The organism is Acinetobacter sp. ANC 4204 (genome assembly GCF_002135205.1).
Lineage (GTDB): Bacteria > Pseudomonadota > Gammaproteobacteria > Pseudomonadales > Moraxellaceae > Acinetobacter.
Genome location: NZ_NEFZ01000004.1, coordinates 359,061 through 375,485, shown reverse-complemented (window position 1 = coordinate 375,485; position 16,425 = coordinate 359,061). Strand labels below are relative to the sequence as shown.

General features: G+C 40.6%; 21 protein-coding genes. 19 read left to right on the top strand and 2 right to left on the bottom strand.

Going from position 1 to position 16,425, the window contains the following annotated elements; translation table 11 throughout:
• The 19 genes from B9T36_RS11110 to B9T36_RS11020 all read left to right on the top strand — a co-directional run bounded on the left by B9T36_RS11110 (position 1) and on the right by B9T36_RS11020 (position 15,462).
• Positions 1 to 357 (top strand): head-tail adaptor protein, encoded by a 357-nt coding sequence (locus tag B9T36_RS11110; protein WP_086209535.1) that lies wholly within the window; start codon positions 1 to 3, stop codon positions 355 to 357.
• Positions 342 to 830: an HK97-gp10 family putative phage morphogenesis protein gene (locus B9T36_RS11105; protein WP_086209534.1), complete on the top strand. Its 489-nt coding sequence runs from the start codon at positions 342 to 344 to the stop codon at positions 828 to 830. Before B9T36_RS11110 ends, B9T36_RS11105 begins: the two co-directional genes overlap by 16 nt.
• Positions 830 to 1,198, top strand: a complete 369-nt coding sequence (gp17, locus tag B9T36_RS11100) for a tail completion protein gp17 (RefSeq protein WP_086209533.1) — start codon at positions 830 to 832, stop codon at positions 1,196 to 1,198. Before B9T36_RS11105 ends, gp17 begins: the two co-directional genes overlap by 1 nt.
• Positions 1,199 to 1,243: 45 nt before the next feature.
• The gene (locus B9T36_RS11095; RefSeq protein ID WP_086209532.1) at positions 1,244 to 1,756 is read left to right on the top strand and encodes a phage tail tube protein; all 513 of its coding nucleotides are present in this window, start codon (positions 1,244 to 1,246) and stop codon (positions 1,754 to 1,756) included.
• Positions 1,757 to 1,795: 39 nt separating this feature from the next.
• A complete protein-coding gene (locus tag B9T36_RS11090; protein WP_086209531.1) occupies positions 1,796 to 2,281 on the top strand; it encodes a phage tail assembly chaperone family protein, TAC in 486 nt (161 codons plus the stop codon).
• A 502-nt stretch (positions 2,282 to 2,783) separates the two neighbouring features.
• Complete coding sequence (locus tag B9T36_RS11080; protein WP_086209530.1) at positions 2,784 to 3,563, top strand: phage antirepressor N-terminal domain-containing protein; 780 nt, start codon at positions 2,784 to 2,786, stop codon at positions 3,561 to 3,563.
• Positions 3,564 to 3,649: 86 nt separating this feature from the next.
• Positions 3,650 to 4,237 carry an HIRAN domain-containing protein gene (locus B9T36_RS11075; RefSeq protein ID WP_086209529.1) on the top strand — a complete coding sequence of 196 codons (588 nt, stop codon included), beginning with the start codon at positions 3,650 to 3,652 and terminating at the stop codon, positions 4,235 to 4,237.
• Complete coding sequence (locus tag B9T36_RS11070; protein WP_086209528.1) at positions 4,227 to 4,601, top strand: hypothetical protein; 375 nt, start codon at positions 4,227 to 4,229, stop codon at positions 4,599 to 4,601. The genes B9T36_RS11075 and B9T36_RS11070 overlap by 11 nt, the downstream gene beginning before the upstream one ends.
• Before the next feature lie 55 nt (positions 4,602 to 4,656).
• Entirely contained in the window at positions 4,657 to 7,692 is a 3,036-nt protein-coding gene (locus B9T36_RS11065; RefSeq protein ID WP_086209527.1) for a hypothetical protein, read from the top strand.
• The gene (locus B9T36_RS11060; protein WP_139841359.1) at positions 7,692 to 8,435 is read left to right on the top strand and encodes a hypothetical protein; all 744 of its coding nucleotides are present in this window, start codon (positions 7,692 to 7,694) and stop codon (positions 8,433 to 8,435) included. The genes B9T36_RS11065 and B9T36_RS11060 overlap by 1 nt, the downstream gene beginning before the upstream one ends.
• Positions 8,436 to 8,450: 15 nt before the next feature.
• Positions 8,451 to 9,341 carry a hypothetical protein gene (locus tag B9T36_RS11055; RefSeq protein WP_086209525.1) on the top strand — a complete coding sequence of 297 codons (891 nt, stop codon included), beginning with the start codon at positions 8,451 to 8,453 and terminating at the stop codon, positions 9,339 to 9,341.
• Positions 9,342 to 9,344: 3 nt separating this feature from the next.
• Positions 9,345 to 10,373, top strand: coding sequence for a hypothetical protein (locus tag B9T36_RS11050; protein WP_086209524.1), 1,029 nt, complete (start codon positions 9,345 to 9,347; stop codon positions 10,371 to 10,373).
• Complete coding sequence (locus tag B9T36_RS11045) at positions 10,357 to 10,851, top strand: DUF1833 family protein (RefSeq protein WP_086209523.1); 495 nt, start codon at positions 10,357 to 10,359, stop codon at positions 10,849 to 10,851. Before B9T36_RS11050 ends, B9T36_RS11045 begins: the two co-directional genes overlap by 17 nt.
• 12 nt (positions 10,852 to 10,863) lie before the next feature.
• On the top strand, positions 10,864 to 11,229 hold the full coding sequence (locus B9T36_RS11040) for a hypothetical protein (RefSeq protein ID WP_086209522.1): 366 nt from the start codon (positions 10,864 to 10,866) through the stop codon (positions 11,227 to 11,229).
• Positions 11,207 to 14,035, top strand: a complete 2,829-nt coding sequence (locus tag B9T36_RS11035; protein WP_139841358.1) for a host specificity factor TipJ family phage tail protein — start codon at positions 11,207 to 11,209, stop codon at positions 14,033 to 14,035. Before B9T36_RS11040 ends, B9T36_RS11035 begins: the two co-directional genes overlap by 23 nt.
• Before the next feature lie 11 nt (positions 14,036 to 14,046).
• Entirely contained in the window at positions 14,047 to 14,214 is a 168-nt protein-coding gene (locus tag B9T36_RS19070) for a hypothetical protein (protein ID WP_171264457.1), read from the top strand.
• Positions 14,215 to 14,279: 65 nt separating this feature from the next.
• The gene (locus tag B9T36_RS11030) at positions 14,280 to 14,555 is read left to right on the top strand and encodes a hypothetical protein (protein ID WP_139841330.1); all 276 of its coding nucleotides are present in this window, start codon (positions 14,280 to 14,282) and stop codon (positions 14,553 to 14,555) included.
• On the top strand, positions 14,542 to 15,045 hold the full coding sequence (locus B9T36_RS11025) for a lysozyme (RefSeq protein ID WP_086209520.1): 504 nt from the start codon (positions 14,542 to 14,544) through the stop codon (positions 15,043 to 15,045). The genes B9T36_RS11030 and B9T36_RS11025 overlap by 14 nt, the downstream gene beginning before the upstream one ends.
• On the top strand, positions 15,046 to 15,462 hold the full coding sequence (locus B9T36_RS11020; protein WP_086209519.1) for a hypothetical protein: 417 nt from the start codon (positions 15,046 to 15,048) through the stop codon (positions 15,460 to 15,462).
• A gap of 159 nt (positions 15,463 to 15,621) precedes the next feature.
• Here B9T36_RS11020 and B9T36_RS11015 read toward each other — a convergent pair whose 3' ends face one another.
• Positions 15,622 to 16,158, bottom strand: a complete 537-nt coding sequence (locus B9T36_RS11015) for a hypothetical protein (RefSeq protein ID WP_086209518.1) — start codon at positions 16,156 to 16,158, stop codon at positions 15,622 to 15,624.
• A gap of 23 nt (positions 16,159 to 16,181) precedes the next feature.
• A complete protein-coding gene (locus B9T36_RS11010; protein ID WP_086209517.1) occupies positions 16,182 to 16,409 on the bottom strand; it encodes a hypothetical protein in 228 nt (75 codons plus the stop codon).
• Between the last annotated feature and the right edge of the window lie 16 nt (positions 16,410 to 16,425).

Sequence of the window (16,425 nt, the reverse complement as noted above, 5' to 3'; positions counted from 1 at the left end):
GTGCAAGCAGGGAGTTTAAACCAATACATTGAAGTTCAAAGTAAAAAATCTGTATTAAAACCTGATGGTAGCGGAGACCGAGAAACCATCTGGACCACCATCTTTCCTATTTATGGTCACATAACAGATGCATCAATCCGTGATTTCATTGCTGCACGAAAAGATCAAAAAGTGATAGCAACCCGTATTGTGCTTCGTCAGGACGATATTGAACCAAATACTGATTGGTCGCTCTGTCGTTTGTTATGTGATGGGCTTTATTACCGCATTATTGCGCCTTTACGTGATAACAAAACCGGGCGTGAATATGTCACTTTGGCGTGTGAGTTGGGGGCATATACATGGCAGGATTCGTAATTGAGGGTTTGGAAGAAGCCCTTAAAAAAATGGATGAAATGACCAAAAATGTGGCGAAAAAACACGTAAAAAAAGCACTTCGAGCAGCTGCAAAGCCGGTTTTACAGTCGGCTAAGGACAATGCCAAGAAAATTGATGATCCTAAAACCAGTGCTGATATTTCTAAAAATTTGGTAGTACGTGCAGGTAAAACCAGTGATAAAAATTCTGCCAAAGTCCGTATTGGTGTAAAGGGCGGTGGTGAGTTTTGGCGCAGTAATGAAAATGTGCAACGTAAAGGCAAGCCACGACAAGCAAACCCACATTACACCCCAGTGGAAAATGACACCAAACACTTTTGGCTGGTTGAATTTGGGACATCCAAAACCAAGGCACAGCCCTATATGCGCCCAGCATTGGAATCCAATATTCAAAATGCAACGGATGCATTTGCTGAAAAGTTACAGGCCGATTTGATGGGGGATATTAAATAATGTTGATTATCCCACTCTATGACCTTTGTGCTGCAAATGCTGAATTATCAGCATTACTTTCCGATGGTGTGGGTTTAAGAGTCGGTGAGTTTGATGCCAGCAATACAGAAGGCACACCATATGTATGTTGGCAGATTATCAATGCGAACCCCGAGCAGTATTTATCGGGCGGATCGGATATGGATTCGCTGTATGTGCAGATTGATGTTTATGCCAAGACCAAAGCAGATGCCCGAAACATTGCCCGAGAAGTACGCAAAGTCATTGAAGAAGATTGCACCATTGAAGCCTTTACAGGCTGTGAGCTGGAGCAAGAAACCAATTTATACCGTATTCGGATAGACAGCCGATGGTTAGAAGAACCTTAACGAAACGAAAGCCACCCTTGCGGTGGTTTTTTTATGGAGAAAATTATGGCACGACGTACACAAGGTACAGACATTTGGGGAGTTGCTGAATCAATCACAACACCAGGTGAATGGGAGCTGTTTAAAGTAGATGGTGCATTAAACTTTAAACCGGGTACGGATTCTAAAGAGCGTATTGAAATTACACCTTTAGATGAAGAGGAAAGTAAGCAGTACATGGAAGGAGGTGGCCTAAAAGATACGGGTCAATCTACATTTGACTTAAATGCTGATCCCAAGGTTCCATCACATGGCCGATTATATGACCTAGAAGCTTCTGGTAAAGCAATCAAGTTTATTGTTGGCTGGGCTGGAAAGAATAAAGGTGAAGTAAAAAATATTGTCCCAACCATTGCTGCTGCTACAGGTGAAGTGACCCTGCCACCAGGGCGAAGCTGGAATACTTTTACAGGCTATGTTGATTCTTTTCCAATGGATCTTGATGCCAATACCGTTGTTAAAACAACCTGTACAGTCCAACGTAGCACCAAAGTCGCTTGGATTCGTGAAACCGCTTAAACCATAGCCCCGAAAGGGGCTAACTTTTTGGATTAAACCATGAATAAAAAATTAAGTATTGCTGACATTAAGTCAGGCATTTTGGTTGATGTGCCTGAATTGATTACTGTTGAAGTTGTTGTAAAAGGTAAAGTTTGTAATTTTGAAACATTTATCAAAATTATGGATTATTCGACCACAATTGCTCAAATGGAAGCGAATCGAAATAATAAAGAGTCTTTAGCTAGTATTTTGGCTGACTGTATTGTCGATGAGCAAGGCGAATCCATATTTACTGAAGATGAAATTCGTTTGAAATTTAATAAACCATTTATTGAAGCGATTTGGGCGAAAATCCTAGAGAAGAATTTTTTGGGAAAGGTTACACCGACGACGAATTCGATCAAGAAGAAATCTGGGCAGAACTCGTCCTCAACGGCATCGGTGGAAGAACAATCGCAGAAGCCAAACGAACCATTAGCCACAGAGAGTTTATCTTCTGGAAACAATACCGAAGAATCAGAGGCGGTTTCAACTTCGGATTAAGACTTGATGAAGCTTTGGCGGATTTGAAATATATGTACGCCAAAGTGGAAGGCTTTCGGGTTGAAGATAAATATGACTTTTTACCACATCATGATGCCCCTGAAATTGGCTTTGATGAAGCTGCTTCCATGTATGGTGAGGAATAGATGTGTAAAAACGGCTCAAACAATCATATTTAATTATATTTAGGTTGATTAAATTACCTTTATAGGCATTGCACTCTGTGATGATTTTGAATTAGTCTAAAAGGGCACTGGCAAAATCCAGTGTTTGGGTTGGACTCCAATTAATTCACAAGGTCAAAATGACCGCATTCGCGGTTTTTTTATTGCCTCTAGCTTTTTACACCCTGTAGAAAGCTGCCCGCTATGGTGGGTTGGGTAGGAGCACTTCGGTGCGCCAGAACCTTGTGACTGGTAAGTCCAATTCTACTCAATCCGCCACCTAAATTGCTTGGACTCAGTTTTGGTGGTGAAAATTCCTATCACAAGGAGTATTCACTATGAATGCTAAAAATAAGATTGTTAAATTTAATCAGCAAGAAATCCCTGTCTATTTTGTTGGTGACAAGCCATTTGTTGCCATGAAGTCAATTTGTGAAAATATAGGACTCCAATGGGAAGCTCAGCTTAAAAGAATTAAACGAAATCATGTGCTTAATTTAGGTATGTCCATTATGGACATACCTACGAATGGTGGAATACAAGAAATTGTTTGTTTACCATTTGGAATGCTCAATGGTTGGCTTATGGGGGTTGATGCCAACAAAGTTAAACCTGAAATTAAGGATACTTTGGTTAAGTATCAACTTGAATGTTATGACGTGCTGTACCAGCACTTTATGCCTAAGCCCCGTAAGCCAATTGATTTGTCGGTATATGTCAGCAAAGAGTCATATGAGGCACAAGCTTTAAAGTTCCACCGTGTTTTTCGCCAGTATGATGACATGATAGATGACTTACGTGACCAAGTGAGTGGCATGGAACGGAAGTGTCGACGTTATGATTTTAAGATGCAAGTTTCTGCAATAACGATAGACGAGGTAGCCCTAAAATTTAATGTTCCAGTTCTTCATATTAAACACCTGTTTGTGCAAGAAGGTGTTTTGGAAGAACGTAACCCCTATGTCGAGATCAATAAAAAGGTAATAACTTTAACCAAGCGTGGGCAAAAGTTGGAACTGGTATTTATCAAAACTGAAGTCATAAATGGTGATGTTCAAGACATCATCATGGTGACTGAGGATGGGCTGTCATATCTGAGTGGTATGATAGATAAGTAATATAGTTTTTTAGAGAGCCACCAGTAGGGTGGCTTTTTTATGCGCATATGATTATTGTGTCCTAAATTACAAAATTTGAGGGCACAATGGATTTTATATTAGGCGTAATCATATTAGCGATTATATGGTATTTAATTAAAGCGGTTCGTAGCAGACCAAACAATGCAAATAATATAGATTATAAAAATTATGTACCCAAGCCCAAAACACCCGAAACGTTAAGTAATCAATCTACTATCGTTTTAGGCACCGAACCACCAAAGTATAGTGAAGTACTTGCTTACCGAGTTTATGGGGATGAAAGTTTTGCTTTTGATATTGTGGGCGAAGCAAGTTACCAACAGAATTTAATGCAAATTGCCGGTGCTAAAAATGAAGTTCGAAAGTCACATAATTGTATCGCAATAATTAGAGCTGAACCGACTAACCCGCATGATCCAAATGCTGTAGTTGTAGGTGTTGACAATAAAATTGTGGGTTATTTTGACCGAGATACCGCTAAAAAATTTCATAAGCTTTTACAGGATAAAAACTTAAATGAACAAGTCATTATTGCGGTAGAAGCTAAGGTAGTTGGAGGTTGGGCAGACCAGTATAGTACTGGAGACTATGGTGTGAAGCTTGATGTACCAAGAAGCTTAGGAAAGTGGGAGTTGGATAGAATTGAAAATTAAACTTTTATTTAGCAGCTCATTTTTATTAGCAATATATTCGACTATAGCTTTTGCAAGTGATGTAGAAGATATAAAGCCCATTTTGAGTAATAATATTCATCAACGTACATTGGATGAACGTTGTGATGGCCATGCTTCATACGTTATGAAGCTGTTAAAAAATAGATATAACGGAGAATCTATTGCTGAGCAAATTGAATTGGCAGATGAGTGGAGTGATCCAGTTTATCGAGATGAAATAAAAAGGATTCTGTCTGGCTTTATATATACATTGCCAATCGAGCACTTAGAGAGTGAAATTAAATATCAAGCTTTACACACCTATATTGCTGCTTATAGGAATTGCATAACAAGATATTCCTAAGTTAACTTTAAAAGGAACCCCGTTTTACGGGGTTTTTTATTATCTGGAGAAAAGTATGGCTACAGCCTCATTGGGACGTTTAACCCTAGATTTAGTGGCTCAAATTGGTCAATTTGTTGAACCAATGGACAAAGCTGAACGTAAAGCCAAAGAATCGACCGATAAAATGGGCAAGGCCTTCTCCAATTTTAAAGAACAAATGAATCAAGCCCTTGGTGGTACACAAGTAGGCACATTTGTGACGGATCTTACTGGAAAATTAGGCGTTTTTGAGGGCGGTGTACTTACAGCCACAGCAGCTTTGGCTGGTATGGCTGTCGGTGGTTCAGTAGTGGCAATGGGTGGTCTTGCAGCAATGACTATAGAGGTTGCTAAAGCAGACACTCAAATGGCAATTCTAGCCAACCGTGCCAAAATTAGTACTACGAATTTTCAGATTTTGAGTTATGCATCTGATCAGCTTGGTATTTCACAGGATCAACTGGGGAGCATTTTTTCTGATGTTCAAGAAAAACTGGGTGAATTTAGTGCTTCCCAAGGTGGCGGTGCCGCTGATTTCTTTGATGCTTTGAAAAATAATACGAAGCTTACTGATGACCAAATTAAAGCATTTGGTAAAACACTTCAAGGTAAAGATGGTGTTGAGGCCGTTCAGCTAGTTAAAGACAAATTGGATGAGTTGGGGGCAACCTCACAGGAGCAACGCTTTGTATTTGAAAGCCTTGGAAGTGATCTAGGCAATTTACTCCCACTTTTTGCTGATGGTGGGAAATTACTTGATGAATATGGTTCAGCCTTAGAAGATGCGGGGGTTATTAAAACTGAGGAAGCAATTAAACAGTCTCAAATGTTGAATGCGCAAACTCAGGCTGTAAGTATTCAATTTCAAGGTTGGAAAAATCAGTTAGTTACAGGTTTTATGCCTGCCATGGTAGATGTTGCAAATGCCATATTTGGAACATCAAAAAATGGGCTTCAGTTACAAGAGGTTGGGGCTGGTATTGGTTCGGTACTAAAAGCTGTTACCAAAGTCGCTTTGGGTGTTTCTGCTGCATTTACTATTTCAGGAAAAGTGATTGGTGGAGTGATTGCAGCTATTGCTGCCCTGAAAGGGGACAAAATTGCTACCATTAATATGATGTTTGATGACGTCAGTGATACATTAGAGGATTATGGAAAACGTATTGATGCTGTCAGTATTACCAGTGATGCAGCAAGTACTTCGTCCAGTGCATTAGTCAATTCAATATATGCAGTGAATACTGCTGCAAACGAATCTGCAAGAGGTCTTGCAATAGATACCAAAGCAGCAGAAGAAAATGCTAAAGCTGCTGAGAAGCAAGCATTAAGTAAAGCTAAGTTAAAGAAAGAACAAGCCGATTTAAACAAAATGGTGGGTGCATCTGCTCTAAGTGGTTTACGGATTAAAAGTTCTGAGTCTTTTGCTGGTGGTAACGTTCGTGCTTATACAGCGAATTTTGCACAGATGGCACAGGACGCTTTAGGTAGTTCTTTATCTCGATTTACAGCATTTAATGATACTTATCACAAAGGTACTAACAGCAAGCATGCCACGGGTAATGCCTTTGATTTCACCATTGACGATGTAAAACAGTCTGAACAGGCGGTAACTCAGCTGGAAGCTTTAGCAAAGCGATATGGTTTTGTTGTTAAGGTCTTAGATGAATATAAAAATCCCTCTAGTCGTGCTACAGGTGGGCATATTCATGTTTCAGTTTTAGGTTATAACGGTTCTACTAGTGCTTTAAAAGAAGCAAATGCTGAATTAGATATAGTCAAAAAAACGAACGAGGAGGCCACCCGCATCCGGAATGAGCAGGCACGACTGCAACTTAATGTTTCATCTCGTTATGCAACTGAAGAGCAGAAAATGGCAGATGACAATGCTCAAAAGATCAAGGATATTAAGTTGGCATATGCGGGTGATCAAGCGGCTATTGATAAATATCTGAAACTTCAGGCTGATGCATATCAGAAAGATGTGGATAATTTTCAAAAAGCACAAAAGGAAAAGTACGACAGCACCAAAAACGATTTATTGGGTCAAATGGCAGATGCTGATGATGCAATTAAGTTGTCGGGTATTGCGGATCAGTTCGGTAAGAACTCATTTCAATATCAGAATGAAAGTCTTAATGTATCATCGAAACGTGCTCAGGCAGATGAGCGTGCTAATTATGCTGATACGAAAAAGCAAATTGAATCTGACTTTGATGCTGTAGACGATGCGCAAAAGAAGCATGAACTTTTAGAACTAGCATATGAAGTTCATATTAAAAATATGAATGCTTTAGATGCTGAACGAAATGCTACCGTAAAGCAATTGGCTCTTGATCAGAAGTTAGAGCAACTGAATACATGGCAAGACATATTATCTAATGGACAGAATACATTTTCACAGCTTACACAATCTGTTAAGGATAGTGCAGGGGAGCAATCTACTGCTTATAGAGTAATGCTTGCTGGACAACAGGCGTTTTCAATTGCATCTTCTATGGTTGCAGCTTGGACAGCTTATACGCAAGCATTTGCTGATCCTAGTGCTATGACACTTACGCAGAAGTTTGCAGGTGCTGCATCAGTAATGGCTGCATTAGCTCCAGCTTTAGCAACTATTTCTTCGGTAACGATGAAAGGCTTTGCGACAGGTGGACATATTACGGGTAAAGGAACAGGCACGAGTGATGATATTCCGATTTGGGCATCCAATGGTGAGTACATGATGAAGGCTGCTGCTGTTGCGAAACTTGGAATAGGCAATCTTGATTATATGAATGCTACAGGTAATTTACCTGGTAAGTTTGCTGATGGTGGTTTAATTAGTAATAAAGCTATCGGTTTCACACCTATTCGAGATAAAAATGCAATTGATCGAAGACAATCTGGTTCTCAAATTACCATCAACAACAGTTCAGGAGCACAAGTAAGCGCTCAACACAACAGTGATGGTTCAATTACGATCGACATGGTTGATCAAATGATCAAGCGCTCTTGGAGTCAACTTGGCAATGCTAACTCGCGCGAAAGCAAGGCTGTTTCTCGGAATACTACTGCAAGAAGGGCAAGGTAATGAATAGACTTGATCTTTGTCCGTTGCAAGAAAGTTACGCTGTACAGTTCGGATGCTCTGTGCAGCGGAATGAGTTACCGGGTGGGTTTTCAAGATACACAACAGTCACCCCATCCAAAAAGCATCTTGTCAGTATTTCATACAATCTTACAGAGCCCGATTATCAATATTTTCGGGCTTTTTATTTGAATTGGCAGCTTAACCCGCTGCCTTTTTTAATGAAGTTGTATATCGAAGATAGCGAGTTTAAAGACTACATCTGTCAGTTCGTTCCCGACAGTTTTGGTTTTGATGAGCTAAGTGGGAAGATTTTCAGTGTCAGTGCTGAATTACTTGTTGTGATTAGCCCCGTTGTGATTTTGACCTCAAAAACCTATCCATTGTATCTGCTGGAAAGCGTAGAGACTAACTATGCGTTAACGAATGTTGTGCAACGCGAAGTGATGAATACAACAGGCTTGACTGAAAAAGTTGAAACACAGTTTGCCATCACAGGTGCGATGCAGCGTGAAGCGAATAGCAGCATGACGGTGAGTGTTGAAAAAGTCACAACTCAATTTGCGATGACTGCAGCAGCGACCCGTGATGCATCGGTCAGTCTAAATGCGGAGGGTACTGAAAAAGTACAAACCGCATTTGCTTTAACAACTGCGACACAAAGAGTAGCGCTGATATCCAATGTCATGCAGACGGAAAAAGTCACAACTCAATTTGCAATGATTGCTGCGCAAATTACCAATTAAGATAGGAAACAGTATATGCAAGTGAATATGCATTCGCAGATCGGTGCACGCTTTAAGTTAATCGCCCATAAAGGCGATGGGGTGGCCACCAAAGAAACAGAATGGTTTAATAATATAGTTCTGGATACGGGTTTGGCGCGTATGTCAGTCGGAACCTGGATAAGCCGCTGCTGTGTTGGTACAGGTAATACCACACCTGCTGTTACCCAAACCGCATTAGCCAGCTTTTTGGCCAGCACAACTAGCATAAATTCAACTTCAACTGAATTGCAAACCACAACAACGCCTTATTATCGTGGTGTAACCTTGACTTGGCGATTTTCTGAAGGTGTTGCGGCAGGCAATATTAGTGAAGTTGGAATGGGGTGGGGCAATACGACACTTTGGAATCGTGCATTGGTCTTAGATGCCAACGGGAACCCAACTACGATTACAGTATTGAGTGATGAATATCTAGATGTTGTCGCTGAAATCCGAGAATATCCAACCTTAAGTACAACAGGTTCATTCACCTTGGTTGATAAATTGGGGGCGACTTTATCAACACACACCTATACGGGTTCCACTTACATGATTGCGCCATCTGCTACTTTTGCGCAAATAACTTCAGGCGGTTTGATTATTTATTCAGGAGTAAAAAATGATAGTGTGACAGCCTCACCAACTACGAGTGTAGGTACAGTAACGGGTGGGAGTGATAGTTATCCAACATCAACAAGTATTCAAACGGTTTATACATGTGCACTCGCTACTGCCAATGGCACGCACCAGAGTTTTAGGGTTCAAATGAGTGGTCTATTAGGATCTTTTTATTACAAATTTCAGATTTCTCCTACAATCACAAAAACATCGACTCAGATTATGGCGTATACAGCAGCGATGACTTGGGGTCGTTACACGGGATAGATTATGTTGCCAGATAATGTACTTTCATCTGCCGCCATTTTTGGCGGCTTTTTAGTGCCTGATCGTATCAATGACCTCATTGATTATGAGTGGGGCGGTAAAGACCTTTTAGACACTTCGGAGGGAATGCAGGTCAAGATCTGGACATGTTTTTATGAAGATGGCTGGATCATCATTACCGACAATGCAGGACTTCACTACAGTATTTTGGAAGTTGCAAATGTCACCCAACTGGGCTTTGCATTTAGTTTGTCGATGCGGGTTTATATAACGTATGTTGCTGATGGGATAGCATATTTCTATTGGTATGATACATCGAGCTCAACTTATGTCACGACAGATTATGGGTTGCAAACAATCACACCTCAGATTTCATTAGATGACATTCGAAGCAGCCAATCGGCAAATGCCGACATTATTTTTGCCTATGTGCGGGATGATATTTTATATACCCGGTTGCAACGCGACCGTTTTCAGATTGAATATGAAATGGGCGCAGCCAACCAACTTGTCCAGATTGGGATGACGAGTAACTATCGCTTTGCTTTTGCACTTAAAGCGGTGATTAACAGATTTAACACCCATTATGACCAAGCGCTGATTGATCCAAGAAACATTCATGGCAACCGCTTTGATCATCTCGATCTATGTCCACTGCAAGCTTCTTATGCAGTTCAACTGGGGAACTGTGTCATTGTATCTGAAGGTTTAACGGACAATCGTTATCGAACTGGATTTGCAAATCTTGAAAATGTGGTGTCTGTAAATTTCACACTCTCAGCAGTGGACTATACATATTTCACAGCGTTTTATCGGATTTGGCAGCATAAACGAAAGCCATTTACGTTCAATGCTGTGATTGATGTGCGGGCATTACAGCAATACAAAGCTCACTTTGTGCCAGATAGCATTTCCATGTCTAAGTCAGGCGAATGGTTCAAAGTTTCTGGTCAAATGCATATCTTGAACAACAGATTAGATCAGACAGCACTCAAAACATTAGCGGAATCAAGAAATGACCAATCAACTTGAAGAATATTTATTTGCTGTAGAGCCCGCTTACTTAATTGAATGTGTCGAGATTAAGCACAGCTTATGGGACACCGCTTTGCGGTATGTGATCAATCTTGCTGATGGCGTCAGTGTTGGTCATGACAGTAGTTACTTTAATTATGAATATGTACCACTCAGCATTGACAAAGGCAGTACCTCAGATGACTTGGATCAAACTTTATCTATCACGATTGGTGATCTGGGTGAAATTGTACCAGGTCTGATTGACCAAATTTTTGATTCAGATTCTACAGAAAGGCCGACGGTAACGTATCGAGCATATTCAAGTTTAGATTTATCAACGCCACTTTTGGTGATTGATAACTTAGAGATCACAGATCAATCCAGTGACTATCAGGGAACAACCTTTAATGCCGAAGCACCTAAATTAAACATTACAGGTACGGGTTTGCTTTTCACTAAAGCCAACTTTCCAACACTGATTGGCTTTTATTAAGAGGGTGCGGTGATGAACCTGACGTTATTTGATAAGCAATATAATGTGCTCACTTATCATTGCGTACATTTTCTGATTGATGCAGCTAAGGCTTTGCTCAACAAGGATTATTCATCCAGTTTTATTGGCTTAACAGGTGCCATAAATGAAGCAATAAATACATCGAGACAAACGGTTATTCAGAATAAGCGGCTGAAAGAGCCACAGCAAGGATGTATCGTTTTAATGACAAGCCCAACAGGAGATAACCATGTTGGGCTTTTTTATTGCGACAAGGTTTTGCATTTAACCGAAAGTGGAGTGCAGTACGTCAACTTAAGAACTCTCAAAAACTATTACATTAGGTTCCGATTTTATGAGCATGTTAACCATCTTTGAAAATCCACTGGATGCGTCCAAAATTAGAACTCAATCAACTGATCATGTATTACGTGCATTTTTAGAGATTAAAGCCCAATACCCGCAGGCTCGCATCTATAAAGGTCAACCTTGTCCGAATAACGATGTGACACCAACGGATAAAAAGACAGCGCTCTACTTGTTAGAAGCAGATGCTGACGCACATTTTTATGTGGTGTGCCACGCGGGAGCGGCTGTTTTACCCTACATTTATTATGCCGTTGTTGCATTGATTGCAGCCTATTCGCTATACACCATTTTGACCATGCCGAAGGCAGAAGGGACCACTGCAGGCTCAAGCAACAATGAGCTATCAGAGCGTGCAAATAAACAGCGTATTGGAGCACGTGTAGCTGATATCTATGGCACAGTAAAGGCGATTCCCGATCTGATTGCTCAACCCTATTCTTACTACAATAGTGACGGTATAGAAATAGAAGAATGCTTGATGTGCTTGGGGCGAGGCTATTATCAAATCACTGACGTACAAGATGGTGATACTGCGATTGAGGGAATCTCTGGGGCTGCGGCAAGTTTCTATTATCCTGGTTCAAGTATTATTGGCTCAGCTTTTTATCAAGCGGGTGCGGCATTTACAGAGCTTCCCAAAATCGTAAAAAAATGCAGTGCAATCAATGGCCAGTCATTGAGTGAACCGAATGAAACCGTAATGGATGGTGATGAAGCAAAAATTTACTTCACGACAGGCGGGGTGATTCATGCACGAGACACTGCAATTGATTTCACCGACTACTTTGAAGTGGGTGACGGCATACAGATCACAGGTGCAAGCTTTGCTCAAGCAGATGCATCTTTATCTGGGACAGCGACTGTAAACGCATCACAGCAAGTCATTGTGACAACAACGAGTGCAATTGCAGGTTACGCCAGTTATAAAGCCTTGATGTTGAACGGTGCAAGCATTCTCAAGACGATCACTCATCCCGACGCTACAACTTCAACGCAAACATACGACATCTCTGGAACTTATACAGTTTCAAGTGTTACACAAGTGATCAGCGGTACAGAGTACACATATACGATTCAACTCAGCAATGCTGAAACAACGAATTATAACTGGTCCAATGTGGATGCCGATTTCAGTATTAGTGCTGGAATCAAACTGACAGATTCAGCGAATAAAATGGATCTTGATGAAACCTACACTGTGGGTGCAATAGAAGAAGATCAAATTACAGTCACCAATGCGAGCAGTGTAAATAGTGACTGGGCTAAATTACCAACGCTGTTTAATGGAACAACGATTGGAATAGATAGCAGTGCTGCGGTTGAATTGATCACTAGTAAGTGGGTGGGTTGGTATGATTTATATTTAGATGGGGCAGAGCAGGCCGTCTTCAACTTGTATTTTCCAAGCGGTTTATACAACGTAACAAGTGAGAGTAAAACAGTCACTGAAGCTGTGCGCGTTACAATGCAGTACCAGATGATTGATGAAAATGGCGATGAGCTAACTGATATCACCGAAATTGTGTGGGCGCATGATGTTAAAAGCAAAGACAGCTTTGGGCTCACGAAAACGATTCAATTGCCACAACAGGGGAATATTCGATTTAGATTATGCAAATCTTATTTTCAACCAGGTATGAATCCAGTTCACGCGATCAAAATTAAAGATGTGTATTTGCTTAAATCCAATGACAAGCAAATTTACGATGATGTCACTATTGTCAGAACAAAAACACTGGCAACTGATGGAGCGCTATCAGTCAAAGAGCGACAGCTAAATTGTATTGCAACTCGCATGCTCTACAGTTATGCCACTGGACAGCAATCTACAGAGCGGGTAGCGAGTCATAATTTTGCAGATATCATCTGTGCAATGACTACAGATGAATTAATTGGTCGTCGCTCAATAGATACTCTAGATATCGCAAGTCTGTATGCCACTGCTGCGGAGGTGAATGCGTATTTTGGTGTGGATATTCAATTTAACTACACCTTTGATGATGCAAAAATGTCTTATGAAGAAACGTTGGCCACCATTGCATCATCTGTGTTCTGTGATGCAAGACGTGAATCTAACGTTGTCTACTTTGCATTTGAAAAGCCACAAGATGTACCGGTCTTGCTGTTTAATCATCGTAACAAGGTGCCTAACTCTGAAAAACGGACTTCGACGTTTGGTGTAAACAAAGACTACGACGGTGTGACATTGAGCTGGACCGATTCATCGGATAGCTGGTCTGAAAGTGAAATTAATTTACCTGACGACACCGTCATCAATCCGCAAAAAATTGATGCCACAGGGGTAACAAATTACGAGCAAGCGTATCTTCTCGCGTATCGAGCTTACAACAAGTTGCTACATCAACGGCAAGCGGTTGAATTTCAAGCATATCATGAGGCGGACATGATCACACGCAATGATCTTTTGCTTGTTGCTGACGATACGCGGCCGAAGATTGCAGGCTCGGGTGCTGTTATGGATCAGGAGGGTCTGCGGATCTATTTATCTCAAAGTGCAGTACTTGAAGCAGGAAAGAGTTACGTCATACATCTGCAGCTCCCAAATAGAACGGTAGATGTCATCGGCGCTTCAGGTGTAGCAGGAGAAAATGAAAGTGTTTTACTTGCACGTGCACCTACTTCAGATTTGATTCTCGAATATGAAGGGAATATTAGTTGCTCGCAATATGTCATTACGGAGGAAAGTGGAGCAAAACGCGACTTGGGCTTAGTCACGGAAAAGTCTACAGACGGCACAATCACCATGATTAATTACACAGATCGCTATTACGCGAACGACAAAGATTTTATTTAAGGAAAATATGCATGAAATTCAAAATTGTGACAAATCGGATTTATCGAATCGAACGTGAAGTTGAGTTTGATACGCATGAAGAAGCTGTTGCTTATGCAGAAGCCCTACAACATGCAGAGTTACCCGATGATGCGATTCGTAGCGATGACATGGGCATCCGGGAAATCACAGAAGCTTAATAACCGAGACCAGATTAAATGCACCCAAAAGGGTGCTTTTTTATTGCCAAAAATTAGGGGGCGAAATGTCAGAGACAACAGCTGCAGTAGCTGAAACTTCAGCAGCGATTGCAGGGAAGGCGGCAACAGCAACAGGCACAGGTGTAACACTTGTGTCATGGGCAGCAACATGGGATTGGGGGTTTTTGATTGGTGTGGGGATTGGTTTGGCTGGTTTACTTATCAGCTTGATGAATTTCCTTTCTAATCGCCAATTCCAAAAACGCAAAGACAGACGCGAACAAGAAATTCACGAACTTGAAAAGCGCAAAAGAAATGGGGAGTGTAATGTCAAAGACTAAAATTGCAGTCGGATTATTAGCAGCTTCGGCTGCTTTTTTTACGGGTTTAGAAATACACGAAGGCTATTCAGCAAAGCCTTATAAAGATACTGGGGGCGTAGTGACTCAAGGTATTGGGTCAACAGTAAAACCGAATGGACAAGTGATCAAAATGACCGATCCACCCATCACGCGAAAAACAGCTCAAGAGTGGGCGAAAGCTCATGTGTCCAAAGATGAAATTCCTTTTCGTAAGTCACTCCAAAGCGTGAAGTTATCTCAAGTCGAATATGACGTATATCTCGACTTTACCTATAACTTTGGCCAAGCAAATTGGAACCAATCTTCCATGCTTCGCAACCTGAAAGCAGGGAAGTATAAGCAGGCTTGTGATTCATTGCTGAAATGGAAATACGTGGCCAAACGTGATTGCTCGGTTCGATCTAACAATTGTTATGGGGTTTGGACTCGTCAAGTTGAGCGTCATTCGAAATGTATGGGAGCGCAGTAGATGCAAACCTTTTTAGCAAAATTTTATGAAGCCGTCATTTTCACATTGGCGGCTTTTTTATTGCTGGCATTGCTCGGGGCTGGGGTGCAGACATTACGTGTAGGTCATTATAAAACCCAGTTTGAAAATGCTGAACTGAAGTGCAATCAACAAAAAGCAGATATTCATGCGGATTATAAAGACCAAGCGGATTTAGCAGCCAAGCAATATCAGAGAGAGCTGGCCAAGCAGCAATCAACGATCAATCAATTGAGTTCAGATTATGAAACTGAAAAAGCCAAATACAAAGTTAAAGTTGAAACCGTCACAAAGTTTGTCGATAAAATTGTTGAGCGGGATGTTTATCATAATGTTTGCTCAGATGATGACGGCATGCAGTCCATCAACTCGCTTATCAAAAGTCGAAATACCAGCTAATTTGATGCAGCCATGTCCACAGCTTAATGAAGTTCAGGGAAACACTGGTAAGGACTGGATGACATGGGGAGTGGATACAGTAGCAAAGCATAATGAATGTGCATTGCAAAATGATGCTTGGATTAAGATAGGAAAAGCCCTCAAGTGAGGGCTTTAACTTTATTCAAAATTTGGCACCGTAACAAAGGGCAATTTCTCTGTATCAGTATAAACAAGAGGTAGAAATGATATCTTTTTACTTATAAAGTCATTGTCTCTATTTTCAAGTATCCATTGCTCTACAGCGATAATCATATTTTGGCAAAAAATCTTTACATCAAGTGTTATTTCATCGCCCAAACGAATATAACCTTTAAAAATTGTATCATTCATAAAATTAACTGATTTGACTGCATTTTTTTCTTCAGAAATAATATCTTGATGTTCAGTAATATGAGTACCTTGGTGCAAAAAAGAGCAACGAGTGGCATAACATTCTTTAGCACTAAATACTACAATATTTCCATCTGTTGAAAATATTGTATATTTATTCAATAAATATTTATCAAACCACCTACAATACTTATGCTGATTTGTCTTATTATTTTGTGCCTCAATAGATGCACATATGTCAGGTAACGTAAGAGCGAGTGCGATAGCACCAAAGTAGTTATTAGTTTCAATTGAAAGCTTTATTGAGTCTAAATATTGCTGCATACATGCCCCTTAATGTGATTAATCTACTTCCTAACAACTTTAGCACCTTTCCAGAACTCCCCGCGTCTACGTACTAGAAATGAAATGGCAATACTTTCAGCATGAAATTCTTTGGCATCATCTTTATTATTGACCCAAAACCACTCAGGTTGATAGACCTGTTGGACATCTGAAAAATCATCATATTCCAGTATTTCTTGTGTTGCATCTCGATAGGCAAGCCACTTGCCGTCTTTGGTAATATAAGCCATTTTTTGTTCACCTTAG

Excerpts from the sequence above, each read along its gene's own strand:
- B9T36_RS11020 (WP_086209519.1), top strand. The coding sequence starts at position 15,046 with ATGCAAACCTTTTTAGCAAAATTTTATGAAGCCGTCATTTTCACATTG.
- gp17 (WP_086209533.1), top strand. The coding sequence starts at position 830 with ATGTTGATTATCCCACTCTATGACCTTTGTGCTGCAAATGCTGAATTA.
- B9T36_RS11075 (WP_086209529.1), top strand. The coding sequence starts at position 3,650 with ATGGATTTTATATTAGGCGTAATCATATTAGCGATTATATGGTATTTA.
- B9T36_RS11025 (WP_086209520.1), top strand. The coding sequence starts at position 14,542 with ATGTCAAAGACTAAAATTGCAGTCGGATTATTAGCAGCTTCGGCTGCT.
- B9T36_RS11045 (WP_086209523.1), top strand. The coding sequence starts at position 10,357 with ATGACCAATCAACTTGAAGAATATTTATTTGCTGTAGAGCCCGCTTAC.
- B9T36_RS11060 (WP_139841359.1), top strand. The coding sequence starts at position 7,692 with ATGAATAGACTTGATCTTTGTCCGTTGCAAGAAAGTTACGCTGTACAG.
- B9T36_RS11095 (WP_086209532.1), top strand. The coding sequence starts at position 1,244 with ATGGCACGACGTACACAAGGTACAGACATTTGGGGAGTTGCTGAATCA.
- B9T36_RS11050 (WP_086209524.1), top strand. The coding sequence starts at position 9,345 with ATGTTGCCAGATAATGTACTTTCATCTGCCGCCATTTTTGGCGGCTTT.
- B9T36_RS11030 (WP_139841330.1), top strand. The coding sequence starts at position 14,280 with ATGTCAGAGACAACAGCTGCAGTAGCTGAAACTTCAGCAGCGATTGCA.
- B9T36_RS11055 (WP_086209525.1), top strand. The coding sequence starts at position 8,451 with ATGCAAGTGAATATGCATTCGCAGATCGGTGCACGCTTTAAGTTAATC.
- B9T36_RS11010 (WP_086209517.1), bottom strand. The coding sequence starts at position 16,409 with ATGGCTTATATTACCAAAGACGGCAAGTGGCTTGCCTATCGAGATGCA.
- B9T36_RS11105 (WP_086209534.1), top strand. The coding sequence starts at position 342 with ATGGCAGGATTCGTAATTGAGGGTTTGGAAGAAGCCCTTAAAAAAATG.
- B9T36_RS11040 (WP_086209522.1), top strand. The coding sequence starts at position 10,864 with ATGAACCTGACGTTATTTGATAAGCAATATAATGTGCTCACTTATCAT.
- B9T36_RS11035 (WP_139841358.1), top strand. The coding sequence starts at position 11,207 with ATGAGCATGTTAACCATCTTTGAAAATCCACTGGATGCGTCCAAAATT.
- B9T36_RS19070 (WP_171264457.1), top strand. The coding sequence starts at position 14,047 with ATGAAATTCAAAATTGTGACAAATCGGATTTATCGAATCGAACGTGAA.
- B9T36_RS11080 (WP_086209530.1), top strand. The coding sequence starts at position 2,784 with ATGAATGCTAAAAATAAGATTGTTAAATTTAATCAGCAAGAAATCCCT.
- B9T36_RS11090 (WP_086209531.1), top strand. The coding sequence starts at position 1,796 with ATGAATAAAAAATTAAGTATTGCTGACATTAAGTCAGGCATTTTGGTT.
- B9T36_RS11015 (WP_086209518.1), bottom strand. The coding sequence starts at position 16,158 with ATGCAGCAATATTTAGACTCAATAAAGCTTTCAATTGAAACTAATAAC.
- B9T36_RS11065 (WP_086209527.1), top strand. The coding sequence starts at position 4,657 with ATGGCTACAGCCTCATTGGGACGTTTAACCCTAGATTTAGTGGCTCAA.